Here is a 14,277-nt window from a genome sequence, read left to right as displayed (position 1 = left end):
CTCAGGCCGCATCCTTCTGCCGCGACAGCACCCATACCGGCAACAGGCCGGCCAGCACGATGGCCACCGCCGGCAAGGCCGCGCGCTCCCATTCGCCCTCGGTGGTCAAATTGAAAATTCTCACCGCCAGCGTGTCCCAGCCGTAAGGCCGGGTCATCAGCGTGATCGGCATCTCCTTCATCACGTCGACGAACACCATCAGCGCCGCGGTGAACAGGCCGCCGCGCAGCAGCGGCAGATGCAGGTGCGCCAGCAGGCGCAAGCCGCTGTAGCCCATATTGCGCGCCGCCTCCTCCTGGCTGCGGCTGATGCGGTGCATGGCCGCGTCCACCGCGGAATGCCCCACGGCCAGGAAGCGCGCCACATAGGCCAGCATCAGCACCAGCAACGTGCCCTTGATCACCGCGCTGGCGTCCGCCGCCAGCCAGGGGCGCAGCCAGTCCAGCAACAGATTGTCGAACCAGGCCACCGGCACGAACACCCCTACCGCCAGCACCGTGCCCGGCACCGCGTAGCCCAGGGTCGCCAGCCGGCTCCACAAACGGGTCCAGCGCGTCGGATCGCGCCGCGCCGCGTAACTGAGCAATAAGGCGATCATGGCCACCAGAACGGCGGCCAGCGAGGCCAGCAGCAGCGAGTTGACCACGTGGCCGAGGAAATCCGCGTCCAGGTCCTCGGCCAGGTGGGCGCCGGCCCAGACCAGCAGCTGGCCGAAGGGCAAGACGAAGGCCAGCGCCAGCACCAGCGAGCAGGCGGCGGCGGCCAGCCAGCCGGCCGCGCCTTCCAGCCGCAAGCGCGGCTGCGGCGCCGCCTTGCCGGCCTGGGTATAGGCGCGGCGGCCGCGCGAACGCTGCTCCAGCCACAGCAGCAGCAGCACCATCAACACCAGCAAGGACGCCAGTTGCTTGGCCGCCGGCAAGGAGAACAGGCTGAACCAGGCCTTGTAGATGGCCGAGGTGAAGGCGTCGAAATTGAAAATGGCCACGGTGCCGAAATCCGCCAGCGTTTCCATCAGCGCCAGCATCAGGCCGCCGGCGATCCACGGCCGCGCCATCGGCAGCGCCACGCGGCGGAAGCCCTGCCAGCGCGACAGGCCCAGCGACTGCCCCACCTCCAGCGCGCGCCGGCCCATGGTGGCGAAGGCGTTGCGCGCCAACAGATAGACATAGGGGTAGAAGGCCAGCGACATCACCAGGATCACGCCCGGCGTGGAACGGATATTGGGCACCCAGGACGAATCGCCGAAACGCTCGCGCAGCCAAGTCTGCAAAGGCCCGGTGAAATCGAACAGGCCCAATTGCGAAAACGCCAGCACATAGGCCGGCATCGCCAGCGGCAGCATCAGCGCCCAGTGGAAGAAACGGCGGCCGGGGAAATCGTGCACCGCGGTCAGCCAGGCCAGCGGCACGCCCAGCAGCAGCACGCCGGCGCCGACGCCGCCTATCAGATACACGGTGTTGAGCAGCAGCTCCGGCAGCGTGTAATCGTACAAATGCCGCCACACCTCCCAATCCGGCGCCAGCAGCGACCATAAAATCACCAGCAAGGGCGCGACGGTCAGCAGGCTGACGCCAAAGGCCAGGCCGCGCCAAGGCGACAGAGAACGGATCATCGGCGGAGAAACCATGTCAAAAACGCAGGGAAACAAGCAAAGACAGCCTGCCGGGGCTTTGGTGCCCGACAGGCTGTAAATAAATGCGGACTGGCTGCCCGCCGCGGCTTATTTGTAGCCGACGCGGTCCATCAGCTTCACCGCTTCCGCCTGGCGCGAACCGGCATTGGCGACATTGATGTAGCTGTGCTTGAAGTCGCCCCAGGCGGCCACGCGCGCGTCAGGCTTGACCTTGGGGTTGACCGGGAACTCCATGTTCACGTCGGCAAACATATTCTGCGCCTTGGCGCTGGACAGCCATTCCAGGAACTTCAGCGCGCCCTTTTCGTTCTTGGCGTACTTGACTACGCCGGCGCCCGAAACGTTCACATGGGTGCCTTTGCCCGCCTGGTCGGCCCAGAAGATGCCTACCGGCAGATTGGGCGATTTTTCCATCAGGCGGCCGTAGTAATAGGTGTTGGCGATGCCCACTTCGCACTGGCCGGCGGCGATGGCCTCCAGCATCTTGGTGTCGTCCGGGAATTCGCGGGTGGCCAGATTATCCACCCAGCCCTTGACCACTTTCTCGGTCTTCACCGGGCCCAGATCGGACAACATCATCGCCACCAGCGACTGGTTGTAGACCTTCTTGGACGTGCGCAGGCACAGCTTGCCCTTCCACTTGGGGTCGGCCAGGTCGGCGTAGCTGGACAGCTGGCCCGGCTTCACTTTCTGGGTGTTGTAGAAAATGGTGCGCGCGCGGATGGACAGGCCGTACCACTCATGGCCCGGATCGCGCAGATAGGACGGAATGTTGGCGTCCAGCAAGGGCGACTTCACCGGCTTGAACAGACCCATCTTGGCGGCCTGCCACAGATTGCCGGCGTCCACGGTCAGCAGCAGATCGGCCGGGCTGTTGCTGCCCTCGGCGCGCAGGCGCTCCATCAGCGGACCTTCCTTGTCCGACACCAGCTTGATGTTGACGCCGGTTTCCTTCTTGTAAACCTCGATGATGGGCTTGAGCAGTTGCTCGGCGCGAGCGCTGTAAACCACTACGTCTTCCGCCATGGCGTGGCCGGCGAAACCCGCCAGGACGGCGGCAAGCATCAGGTGCGTTTTCAAGGTGTGTCCCCTGTTGGGTTGAGCGATAGGAATCAGAGCCTCAATCTAAGAGCCTGTTTACGATCTGCTGCGCTGCGGCGATACGGCGTTGAAAACGGCTTCGAAATGCTCATGTACCGTGTGTACATTCCGCTTTCTCAGCCGTTTTCGCCTTGTCTCGCTCTAGCTCGCAAGATCGTAAACGGACTCTAACAAAAATGAGAATGCTTATCAATCTAGTAAACACCCCTGCTTTCGTTTTAATCGAAACAAATAAAAAGACCCGCCGCGGCGGGTCTATCCCAAGCTTGCCAGCCATCACGGCCAGGCTTCACACATCCTCGGAATCGCCCCAGCCGCTGCGGTCGCCAATGTTGAACACCTTGTCTGCCGGGGCCACGTCGCCGGCGCCCAGCGTCGGTTCCGCCGCCAGCCGCGCGTAGATGGGCGCGAAGTCCGGCGCGGTGGCGTCGAACAACTGCTGGAAGCTGTCGATGACGAAATAGGTTTTCTGGAAAGTGTCGATGCGGTAGCGGGTGCGCATGATGCGTTCCAGATCGAAGCCGACGCGGTTGGGGCTGGCGCTGTCCAGGCAGTACACCGATTCGCCCTTGCTGGACACGATGCCCGCGCCGTAGATGCGCATGCCCTTGGGCGTGTTGATCAGGCCGAACTCCACCGTGTACCAGTACAAGCGCGCCAGCATCGGCAAGACGCCCAAGGCCTTGGCCTTCATCCCGCCCTTGCCGTAAGCCTCCAGGTAGTCGGCGAACACCGGATTGATCAACAGCGGCACATGGCCGAACAAATCATGGAACACATCGGGTTCTTGCAGATAGTCCAGCTGATGCGGCTCGCGCAGCCACCAGGTGACCGGGAAGCGGCGGTTGGCCAGATGCTCGAAGAACACATCGTCCGGAATCAGGCCCGGCACCGCCACGATTTTCCAGCCGGTGGCGGCCATCAGTTGTTCATTCAGCTTGGCGAAGTCCGGCACCCGGTCCGCGTCCACGCCCAGGCGCTCCAGGCCTTCCAGGAATTCGTCGCAGGCGCGGCCCGGCAGCATCTCGCTCTGGCGGCGGTACAGCGTGGCCCAGGTGGCGTGGTCGGCGGCGGTGTAGCGCTCCAGCGGTTGCGGCAGGGTGAAGTCCGCGCTGTCGTGGCTGAGTCCGACGTTCTTGCGCGTGGTGATGTCGGGCACGACGAAATCGGCTCGGTCGTTCATGGCGGTGGGTCCGGATATTTAGGTGGATAACTCTAGTTTAGGTCCGGAGCGATGCGGGAAGACCGCAAAATTTGCCTGTATGCGATTTTTTTTGCACACTTGCCGCATATAACCGCCATGAAATGCTCACTATGCGCAAAATTGAATTGGACCGCTTCGATTACCAGATCCTGGACGCGTTGCAGCACGACGCCCGCGTCACCCATCAGAAACTGGCGCAGCAAGTGGCTTTGTCCGCGTCCCAGATCGGCCGCCGCATCCAGCGCATGGAGGAAAGCGGCGTGATCCAGGGCTATCAGGTGGCGCTGAAGCCGGAACAGGTGGGCTTGTCGGTGATGGCTTTCGCCCACGTCAGCCTGGAGCGCCACAGCGAAAGCGCCTTGCAGGAATTCGCCCAGGCCATCAACGAGCTGCCGGAAGTGCTGGAATGCTACGCCGCCGCCGGCGAGGCGGACTATCTGCTGCGCATCGTGGTGCCGGACCTGCCCTCGCTGTCCACCTTCGTGATGAACCGGCTGATGCGGCTGTCGCTGGTGCGCAGCGTCAAATCCACCATCGCCTTGAACGCGATCAAACAGACGATGAAGCTGCCGCTGTCCTCGGTGCCGGAATGAAAAACGGCGGGAATATCCCCGCCGTTTTTGACTTCAGCCCCCTCAGCGCTTGAGCTTGGCGAACGCCGCCGCCATCGCGGTGTCGCCGGCTGGCTGCTGGCCGCGCTGGCGGTCGCCGCCGCGCCGGTCCTGAGCACGCGGGCCGTCGTTGCGCGGGCCGCGGCTGTTGCCGGCGCCCGGCGCGTCGTCCAGCCGCATGGTCAGCGCGATGCGCTTGCGCGCCGCGTCCACTTCCATCACCTTGACCTTGACCACGTCGCCGGCCTTGACCACTTTGCGCGGGTCGTCGACGAACTTGTTGGACAAGGCCGAGATGTGAACCAGGCCGTCCTGGTGCACGCCGATGTCGACGAAGGCGCCGAAGTTGGCGACATTGGTGACCACCCCCTCCAAGACCATGCCCGGCTGCAAGTCCTTGATGTCTTCGACGCCGTCCTGGAAGGTGGCGGTCTTGAACTCCGGACGCGGGTCGCGGCCCGGCTTGTCCAGCTCGCGCAGGATGTCCATCACCGTGGGCAGACCGAAGCGCTCGTCGGTGTAGTCCACCGCCTTCACCGTTTTCAGGAAGCCGGAATCGCCGAGCAGCGATTTCATCTCGCGGCCGGTTTTGAGCACGATCCGCTCCACCACCGGATAGGCTTCCGGATGCACGGCGGAGCCGTCCAGCGGGTTGTCGCCGTCGCGGATGCGCAGGAAGCCGGCCGCCTGTTCGAAGGTCTTGTCGCCCAGCCGCGGCACTTTCAGCAATTGCCTGCGGTTGCGGAAGGCGCCGTTCTGATCGCGGTAGGACACGATATTGGCCGCCAGCGTGGCGTTGAGGCCGGAGATGCGGGTCAGCAGCGGCGCCGAGGCGGTGTTGACGTCGACGCCGACGGCGTTGACGCAATCCTCCACCACCGCGTCCAGCGCGCGCGCCAGCTGGCTCTGATTAACGTCGTGCTGGTACTGGCCGACGCCGATGGACTTGGGATCGATCTTCACCAGCTCCGCCAGCGGGTCCTGCAAGCGGCGGGCGATGGACACCGCGCCGCGCAGCGACACGTCCAGATCCGGGAATTCCCGCGCCGCCAGTTCCGAGGCCGAGTACACCGAGGCGCCGGCTTCGGACACCACGATCTTGGTCATGCCCAGCTGCGGATAGGCGCGGATCAGCTCCTGCGCCAGCTTGTCGGTTTCGCGGCTGGCGGTGCCGTTGCCGATGGCGATCAGATCCACGCGGTGACGCGCGCACAAGGCGCCCAGCACCGCCAGCGAGCGGTCCCAGTCGCGGCGCGGCTCGTGCGGATAGATGGTGGCGGTGTCCAGCAGCTTGCCGGTGTCGTCCACCACCGCCACCTTGCAGCCGGTGCGCAGGCCAGGGTCCAGACCCAGGGTGGCGCGCCGGCCGGCCGGCGCCGCCAGCAAGAGGTCGTGCAGATTGTCGGCGAACACCTTGATCGCCTCGGCGTCGGCGGCGTCCTTGAGCCGCGACACCAGTTCCAGTTCCAGCGACAGGAAGATCTTGGCGCGCCAGCACAGGCGCACGCCGTCCAGCAGCCATTTGTCGGCCGGGCGGCCGGCGTCGCTCACGCCGAAGCGCGCGGCGATCAACTGCTCGTAGGCGGAGCGCTCGGTGATCGGCGTCTCGTCCGGCTGATACTTCAGCGTCAGACTGAGCACGCCCTCATTGCGGCCGCGCAATAGCGCCAGCGCGCGGTGCGAGGGCGTGGCGCGGATGGCTTCGCGGTGCTGGAAATAATCGGAGAACTTGGCGCCCTCGTGCTCCTTGCCGGCCACCACCTGGCCGGCCAGCTCGCCCTCGCTCCACAGTTTTTCGCGCAATCGCCCCAAGAGTTCGGCGTCCTCGGCGAAACGCTCGATCAGGATGGCGCGCGCGCCGTCCAGCGCCGCCTTGGCGTCCGCCACGCCGGCTTCGGCGTTGACATAGGCGGCCGCGGCGGCGTTGGGGTCCTGGCTAGGGTCGGACAGCAGGCCGTCGGCCAAGGGCTCCAGCCCGGCTTCGCGCGCGATCTGCGCCTTGGTGCGGCGCTTGGGTTTGTAGGGGAGGTAAAGGTCTTCCAGCGTGGTCTTGTTGTCGGCGGCGTAGAGCGCGGCCTCCAGTTCGGGGCTCAGCTTGCCTTGCTCGGAAATGCTGCCGAGGATGCTGACGCGGCGCTCGTCCAGTTCGCGCAGATACACCAGGCGCTCGGCCAGGGTGCGAAGCTGGGTGTCGTCCAGACCGCCGGTGACTTCCTTGCGGTAACGGGCGATGAAGGGAACGGTGGCGCCGCCGTCTATCAGTTCGATGGTGGCGGCCACTTGCGCCTCGCGGACGGAGAGTTCCGCCGCCAGACGATGGGAAATGCTTTTCAACATCGGTTTTTATTCTTTCGAGTTGAACAAAAACCGCTACTCTACCGCCATTGCCGACAAAATCAACCGGGACGCCGCATCGGGCGTCCCGAAATCAGCGCAACCGGACAAATCAGGTGCCCGCCGCCACCGGGCTTTCCAACCAGGCCTGGGCCTCTTCCGCGGTATCGAAATACTGAGTGCGGGTATTGGACAGCAGGCCGGCGATGTGGGCGGCCAGCTTGATCCAGACATCGCTGACCACCAGCGCCACACGGCCGACGTGGTTTTCATGGGCGCGCATGAATTTGACCTCTTCCACCGCCATGTCCAGCGTGAAGTCCTTCAACTCGGTCAGGTCCAGCAGCAGGTCGGGCTTGGCACACTCGGACTGGCGCTTGAGCAAGGCCTCTTCCAGCAGCTTGAAGTCCGCCAGCGTGAATTCGTTGTACAGCGCCACGTCCAGGCCGTAGTGTTGTTCGCGTATCGAGATCATGTGCTTCTCCTTTGCGGTGTCGCTTTCATTTTAAGGCCTGGCCGCATTGGCGCGGCAAGCTTTTTCAGGCGGCCAGCAGCGTCTTGAGCCAAGCGACGAGCCGCCCGCGGGCGTTGCGGCAGGGCGAGGCGGTGTTGAACTGTATCATCCGCCCGCGCGTCCATTTGTCGTACCAGGCGCGGCCGTACAGCGCCTCGTCGGAGTAGCTCTCCACCAGCGCCTCCACCTGGCGCTGGCTGTCGTCCAGCATCGCGCATAGCCGCGTCCAGTCGCCTATCTCCTGGTAATCGCGGTAGAACTTCTGCGCCAGCAGGCCCAGTTGATTCCAGCGGTAGCCGGCGTCGGGAAAGTCTATCGGCAGGCCTTCCCGCTCCAGCCGGTGCCACTTCTGCACCAGCGCCTGCCAGCCCAGCAGATAGGCCAGCAGGTCCGCCGCGCTCATCCGGCTGTTCTTGGCGTGGCCGTCCAGTTCCTGGACGAAGGCGCGCTCCGGCGGCACCCGCGCCAACACCGCGCGCAAGCGCCGGTATTCGTCCCTCATCGCCGCCAGCAAAGCCGCCTTGTCCGCCGGTACCGCCATCCTCCCACCCTCCAGGCCGGGTCCGGCGCAGCGCCGGATTTCGCTTCCAGCTTAACGCCGGCTGGCCAGCATGCCGCTGACGATGATCAAACCCATCGCCGCCAAGCCGGCGGCGCTGAGCGGGTCGCCCCACAGCCCCACGCCCAACAGGGTGGAAAACACCACGGTCAGATAGGACAGATTGGCGGCCAAGAGCTTGCGCCCCACTTTATACGCGCGGGTCATCGCCAATTGGGCGATGGTGGCGGTGGCGCCCAGGCCCAGCAGCAGCCAGACGTTTTCCAGCGTCACCGGGTGCCAGGTTTCGAACAACATCAGCAGCAGGCCGCCCAGCGTGGAGATCAGCGCGAAATAGAACACCACCTTCCATTCCGGCTCGCCCTGGCGGCCCAGTTCCCTCACGTGCAGATAGGACCAGCCGGCCAGCAGGCCGGAGCCGACGCCGAGCAGGCCGGCCACCCAGGCCTCGCTGGACAAGGTGGGCCGCAGCAACAGCACCACGCCGACAAAGCCCAGCGCCAGGCCGGCCAGCGCCTGCTTGGGCAGGCGCTCGCGCAGCAGGACCACCGACAACAGCGCCAGGAACATCGGCGAGGTGTAGTTGAGCGTGACCGCCGTGGACAGCGGCAAATGGGCGATGGCGTAGAAATACAATAGCATCGAGACGTAGCCGATCAGGCCGCGCTGCACGTGATAGCGCAGCAAGGGGGTGGCGAAGCGATCGCGCCGCCACAAGGCCGCCGCGCCCAGGGTGACCACGCCCATCAGCGTGCGCCAGAACACCAGCTCGGTGGAGGAGAAATACTCGGCGCCCAGCTTGACGAACACCCCCATCAGGCCGAAAAACACCGCCGCCACCACCATCCAGCCCGAACCCAGGCGCCACTTTCCGCTAGTCAAACCACGTTATCCTTATGCATTGTTGTTGAATATCCAAGTTCTGTTTCAACGCAGGGCCGCCATCAGGCCGGACCCCACAATCAAGGCCATCGCCGCCAGCGACCATCCGCTCAGCGGGTCGCCCCACAACACCACGCCCAGCAGCACGGAAAACAGCACCGTCAGATAAGCAAAGCTGGCCACCAGGTATTTGCGCCCGTCCTTGTAGGCGCGAGTCATCGCCAGCTGGCCCAGCATGCCGCAAACGCCGACGCCCAGCAGCGGCAAGACATTGTCCGCCGTCACCGCGCTGAAGCCCGGCCCCAGGATCAGCCAGACGCCGCCGAACAGGCTGGAAACGGAGAAGAACCAGAACACCACCTTCCAGGACGGTTCGCCCATCCGGCCCAGCTCCCTCACCTGAAACACCGCGTAGCCGGCGCTGACGCCGGACAAGAGTCCGATCAGGCCGGCCAGCCACTGCGCCGAACTGAAAGTGGGCCGCAGCAGGATGACGATGCCGACGAAGCCCAGCAACAAGGCCAGGCCGGTGCGCGGCGTCAGGCGCTCCTTCAGTTTGACCACGCACAATAAGGCGAAGAACAGCGAGGAGGTGTAGTTCAGCGTCACCGCGGTGGACAAGGGCAGCCGGGTCAGCGCGTAGAACAGCGCCACCATGGACATATAGCCGACGAAGCTGCGCTTGATGTGGCCGCGCCAATGCGGCGTCCGCGGCGACTGGCGCTTCCAGGCCATCGCCGCGCCCAAGGTCAGCGCGCCGATGGCAGTGCGCCAGAACAGCAGCTCGGTGGAGCCGAAGGCGTCGGCGCCCAGCTTGACGAACATGCTCATCAAGGCGAAGCACAGGGCCGCCACCACCATCCAGCCGGAGCCCAAACGTCCCTGGCGCAAGCGCAGCCCCAGGGTTCTCGCGCCCTCGCTCAGCGCCGGCGTCATCGCTTCAACAATTCCAGCGACAGACAGATGGCCTCCATCTGCCGGCGGTAGGTCTTGAACTCCGACGCGTTGGCGGCGCAGCGCGCCTCCGCCATGCGCTTTTTGTCCCCCAGCTGGAACACGTGCAGATTATGCCGGACGATCCACAAGCGGTTGGAGACGAAACGGCCGTCGCGGTATTCGGTGACCAGCCGGCCGCTGCGGCTGTTGCCGCGGGCGAAATTGGCGGCTTCGCGGTTATCGCCCTCGCGGCGGTATTTCTGCGCCAGCCGGGCCAGGGTGTCGCCGCGCCCCGGCTTGCGCGCAAAGACCTGCACATCGATGGCGGCGCGCTCGCGCTGGTCCGCCTTGGGCGGCACCACGCGCAGCACGCGCTGACCGTCCACCACGCTGGGGCGGACCTTCCAGCCCGGCGGCACATTGAAACGCACCCGGCTGGCGGCGTCGGTATAGACGGCGGCCTGGGCCAGCGGAGCCAGCAGCGCCAGCGACAAGGGCAAACAGCGGAAAAGCGTTTTGAGCATGGAATCGGGCAAACCAGAATAAGAAAGGCGCGGACTGGGTCCGCGCCTTTCCATTATGACACTGCAAGCCGCCGCTTAACCAGCCAGCGCCGCGCCCATTTTGCGCCGGTAGAACTCGTGGAAGTGCAACATGCCCTCCTCGGTGGGAGATTGATAAGGCCCCACCTCGTTCTCGCCGCGCAGCCACAAGGCGCAGCGGCCTTCGTGCATGCGGTAGCAGATTTCGTCGTCTTCCTTGGCGGTTTCGAAGTAGGCCGCCTGCTCCGCCTCGATGAACTCCGGCTCGAACCACACCACGTCCTCCGGGTAGTAGAACTCGGTCAACACCGTGCACTGCTCCGGCCCGCGCGGCATCACCACGCTGACCACCAGCACGTGCGGGTACCACTCCACCATGATGTTGGGGTAGTAAGTCAGCCAGATGGCGCCGAACTCCGGCTGCTGATCGGCGTAGCGCCGGCGGACTTCCTCATGCCATTTGCCATAGGCGCGGGAACCGGAAGTGGCCAGCTGGTTCTTCACGCCCACGGTCTGCACATGGTATTGCGCGCCCCACTCCCATTTCAGGTCGCCGCAATCGACGAAATTGCCCAGGCCGGGGTGGAAGGGATCGACGTGGTAATCCTCGGAATACACTTCGATGAAGGTCTTCCAGTTGAAGCCGTACTCGCTCAGATGGCTGGAATGGTAGGCGTAGCCGTCAAAACTCATGTGCTTGGCCACGCCCAGGTTTTCCAGATCGCGCGCCACATTGCGGCGCGCGTCGAACAAGAGGCCGTTCCAACGCGTCAGCTCGGTCTGGTTCAACTTCAGGCACGGCGTTTCCGGAAAATGCGGCGCGCCCAGCAAAGCGCCTTCGGCGTCGTAAGTCCAGCCATGCAGATTGCAGACGATATGGTTGCCGTTGCCGCGGCCTTTATAGATGACCGCCTGGCGATGGCGGCAGACATTGGAGATCAGCTTGACCCGTCCATCCACGTTCTTGAGCATCTTGCCGTGGCCCATCCATTCCAGAGTCTGATAATCGCCGGCGTTCGGCGTCATCAGCTCATGGCCATAGTAGAGGGGCGCGTCTCCAAACAGCAGCCGCTGTTCCTGAGCGTAATAGGCAGGATCGAAATAGGTATAGACGGGTAGCTGGGCAGCAGAAGCTTGAAGCAACTGAGCGGAAGCCAGATCAGACATTATTCCCACACCTCCGTGGTAGAAGATATAAGACCAGCCGAATCTCGCTTAAAACGAGTTTGCGGGACTATCAAAAACAATCAACAAAAACAAGGCCGAACCTTGCGGCCGAGGGGCGGATTATGCCCCCGCCCCCCCACCGGGGCAAGCCTTTCCTCTCTGCTGGAAGCGGGTTCTTGGCGTAAAAACATCAGCTTGCCATACCCAAATCATACTTAGAATAATATTTTTGATAGGAATCAAAGCTTTAGCATTCACGCTGCAATGCAATATTAGAGTCGCTTAATTCATGATGTTATAATCGCCGTCATCGCCGCCGTCCGGCCCTGGAGCCTGACCCCATCTGGACTGTAGCCGATATGCCGCCAGTTACAATGCCTGCCGCGTAAAAGCAGGCGCAGCCATGCTTTTCGCCGGAGACCCCGCGGCGCTGACGCCGGCTTCCGGCAATGCTATACCGATTGAAAGCCGCGTCCGACGCAGCGGGAATCCATGCCCGCCGCCGCGGCCGCGAGCTCGGGTCCAATGGCGACAAAACCGCTGATTTTTGCCGAAATGCTGAATTTAACGACTCATCGCGCCAAGCGCCTGCAGCCTGCGACACCGTTCGGTCGGTGCCGGACCGCCATTCGCGCCCATGCCCGCCGCGCGTCACAGGAAAGTCTCTGAAACCATGCAAACCTTTTTCCTCGCACCCATCGGCTTCAACGCCGGCCTGACCTCGGTGGCGCTGGGCGCCATCCACAGCCTGGAACAGGCCGGCCTGCGCGTCGGCTTCGTCAAGCCCATCGCCCAGGGCGCGGACCCCAAGGAGCCGGAGCGCTCCACCCACTTCGCGCGCGCCATCTGCCGGCTCAATCCGCCGGAGCCGATTCCGATGGAGCGGGTGGAACACCTGCTGTCCAAGGGCCAGGTGGATCAGTTGATGGAGGAAGTGGTCAGCCTGTATCAGCAGGCGGCCCATCAGGTGGACGTGGTGCTGGTGGAAGGCCTGGTGCCGGACCAGAAGCAGGTGTTCTCCACCTTCCTCAACACCAAGATCGCCCGCAATCTGCAGGCGCAGACCATCCTGGTCAGCGCCGCCGACAACCTGGCCAGCCATGAGATCGCCGAGCAACTGGAAATGAGCATCCAGGCCTTTGGCGGTGGTCAGGGCGGACAAGTCGCCGGCTACATCCTCAACCGGGTGCCCAAGGATCAGAACGCCCAGGACATCGCCACCGAGGTGCTGGAAAGCGGCAGCCTGATGAAGAAGGTCAGACTGCCGCTGCTGGGCGCCATCCCGCACGAACCCGAGTTGCTGGCGCCGCGCACGCTGGACGTGGCCAATCATCTGAAGGCGCGGCTGCTGCACGCCGGCCAACTGACCAGCCGGCGCGTGCGCACCATGGTGGTGACCGCCCGCACCGTGCCCAATATCGTGCACCTGCTCAAGCCCGGCGCGCTGATCATCACCCCGGGCGACCGCGAGGACATCGTGCTGGCCACCGCGATGGCGGCGATGAACGGGGTGCCGCTGGCCGGCCTGCTGCTGACCTGCGACTCGATGCCGGACCCGCGCATCATGCTGCTGTGCCAGCAAGCCTTCACCGGCGGCATGCCGGTGATGGCCAGCGAATCCAATACCTTCGACACCAGCAGCGCGCTCAACAATATGAGCTTGCAAGTGCCGTCCGACGACCGCGAGCGCATGGAACGCGTGATCGAATTCGTCGCCGAACACCTGAACGTGGCGCCGCTGAAGCAATACATCGGCGCGCCGCAGGAACTGCGCCTGCCGCCGCCGGCCTTCCGCTATCAGCTGATGGAAAAGGCGCGCAAGGCCAATAAGCGCATCGTGCTGCCGGAAGGCAACGAACCGCGCACCATCCAGGCCGCCGCCATCTGCCACGAGAAGGGCATCGCCCGCTGCGTGCTGATCGGCCAGCGCGCCGAAATCCTGCAAGTGGCGGAAGCCCAGGGCGTGGCCCTGCCGGAATCGGTGGAAATCATCGACCCCAACGAGGTGCGCGGCCGTTACGTGCCGCCGATGGTGGAGCTGCGCAAGAGCAAGGGCCTGAACGCGCCGATGGCCGAGCAACAACTGGAAGACAATGTGGTGATGGGCACCATGATGCTGGCGCTGGACGAAGTGGACGGCCTGGTGTCCGGCGCGGTGCACACCACCGCCAACACCATCCGCCCGGCCCTGCAGCTAATCAAGACCGCGCCGGGGGCCCGCATCGTCTCCAGCGTGTTCTTCATGCTGATGCCGGAGCAGGTGCTAGTTTACGGCGACTGCGCGGTGAACCCGGACCCGGACGCCGAGCAATTGGCCGACATCGCCATTCAGTCGGCGGACTCCGCCGCCGCCTTCGGCATTCCGCCGAGAGTGGCGATGATCTCCTACTCCACCGGTTCCTCCGGCAGCGGCTCGGACGTGGAAAAAGTGCGCGAAGCCACCCGCATCGCCAAGGAAAAGCGGCCGGACCTGCTGATAGACGGCCCGATGCAGTACGACGCCGCCAGCGTGGAATCGGTGGGCCGCCAGAAGGCGCCGGACAGCGCGGTGGCCGGCCGCGCCACCGTCTTCGTGTTCCCGGACCTCAACACCGGCAACACCACCTATAAGGCGGTGCAGCGCTCGGCCAACGTGGTGTCGGTGGGCCCGATGCTGCAAGGCCTGCGCAAGCCGGTCAACGATCTGTCGCGCGGCGCGCTGGTGGACGACATCGTCTACACCATCGCGCTGACCGCGCTGCAGGCGGAGCAAGGCGAGTCCGCTTGAACTGAAGCCGCCCTCCCCCAACCGCCT

General features: G+C 64.5%; 12 protein-coding genes. 2 read left to right on the top strand and 10 right to left on the bottom strand.

Annotated elements, in window-relative coordinates; all coding sequences use genetic code 11:
- Position 1: 1 nt before the first annotated feature.
- From ACODRW_RS08105 to phhA, 3 genes are all read right to left on the bottom strand, one after another.
- A complete protein-coding gene (locus tag ACODRW_RS08105; protein WP_488905500.1) occupies positions 2–1,612 on the bottom strand; it encodes an ABC transporter permease in 1,611 nt (536 codons plus the stop codon).
- Between the two features lie 108 nt (positions 1,613–1,720).
- Positions 1,721–2,713 carry an extracellular solute-binding protein gene (locus ACODRW_RS08100; RefSeq protein WP_107800088.1) on the bottom strand — a complete coding sequence of 331 codons (993 nt, stop codon included), beginning with the start codon at positions 2,711–2,713 and terminating at the stop codon, positions 1,721–1,723.
- Positions 2,714–3,023: 310 nt separating this feature from the next.
- On the bottom strand, positions 3,024–3,917 hold the full coding sequence (phhA, locus tag ACODRW_RS08095) for a phenylalanine 4-monooxygenase (protein WP_488905499.1): 894 nt from the start codon (positions 3,915–3,917) through the stop codon (positions 3,024–3,026).
- A gap of 131 nt (positions 3,918–4,048) precedes the next feature.
- Here phhA and ACODRW_RS08090 point away from each other — a divergent pair, with 131 nt between their 5' ends.
- Complete coding sequence (locus ACODRW_RS08090) at positions 4,049–4,531, top strand: Lrp/AsnC family transcriptional regulator (protein WP_227104270.1); 483 nt, start codon at positions 4,049–4,051, stop codon at positions 4,529–4,531.
- Between the two features lie 42 nt (positions 4,532–4,573).
- Here the strand turns inward: ACODRW_RS08090 and ACODRW_RS08085 are convergent, their stop codons facing one another.
- The 7 genes from ACODRW_RS08085 to ACODRW_RS08055 form a co-directional block, all read right to left on the bottom strand.
- Positions 4,574–6,886 carry a Tex family protein gene (locus tag ACODRW_RS08085; protein WP_253313961.1) on the bottom strand — a complete coding sequence of 771 codons (2,313 nt, stop codon included), beginning with the start codon at positions 6,884–6,886 and terminating at the stop codon, positions 4,574–4,576.
- Positions 6,887–6,995: 109 nt separating this feature from the next.
- Positions 6,996–7,358 carry a SpoIIAA family protein gene (locus ACODRW_RS08080; RefSeq protein WP_048415463.1) on the bottom strand — a complete coding sequence of 121 codons (363 nt, stop codon included), beginning with the start codon at positions 7,356–7,358 and terminating at the stop codon, positions 6,996–6,998.
- Between the two features lie 64 nt (positions 7,359–7,422).
- Positions 7,423–7,938: a ClbS/DfsB family four-helix bundle protein gene (locus tag ACODRW_RS08075; protein ID WP_488905498.1), complete on the bottom strand. Its 516-nt coding sequence runs from the start codon at positions 7,936–7,938 to the stop codon at positions 7,423–7,425.
- A 51-nt stretch (positions 7,939–7,989) separates the two neighbouring features.
- Complete coding sequence (locus tag ACODRW_RS08070; RefSeq protein ID WP_107800092.1) at positions 7,990–8,802, bottom strand: DMT family transporter; 813 nt, start codon at positions 8,800–8,802, stop codon at positions 7,990–7,992.
- A gap of 81 nt (positions 8,803–8,883) precedes the next feature.
- Positions 8,884–9,774: a DMT family transporter gene (locus ACODRW_RS08065; protein WP_233246720.1), complete on the bottom strand. Its 891-nt coding sequence runs from the start codon at positions 9,772–9,774 to the stop codon at positions 8,884–8,886.
- Positions 9,771–10,298 carry a hypothetical protein gene (locus ACODRW_RS08060; RefSeq protein ID WP_107801906.1) on the bottom strand — a complete coding sequence of 176 codons (528 nt, stop codon included), beginning with the start codon at positions 10,296–10,298 and terminating at the stop codon, positions 9,771–9,773. The genes ACODRW_RS08065 and ACODRW_RS08060 overlap by 4 nt, the downstream gene beginning before the upstream one ends.
- Positions 10,299–10,373: 75 nt before the next feature.
- Entirely contained in the window at positions 10,374–11,483 is a 1,110-nt protein-coding gene (locus ACODRW_RS08055) for an aromatic ring-hydroxylating oxygenase subunit alpha (RefSeq protein WP_488905497.1), read from the bottom strand.
- A 673-nt stretch (positions 11,484–12,156) separates the two neighbouring features.
- Here ACODRW_RS08055 and pta point away from each other — a divergent pair.
- Entirely contained in the window at positions 12,157–14,250 is a 2,094-nt protein-coding gene (pta, locus tag ACODRW_RS08050; protein ID WP_107800094.1) for a phosphate acetyltransferase, read from the top strand.
- The last annotated feature ends 27 nt before the right edge of the window (positions 14,251–14,277 follow it).

This window comes from Chromobacterium sp. FG89 (assembly GCF_057808735.1).
This window is presented reverse-complemented; position numbering and strand designations above follow the sequence as displayed.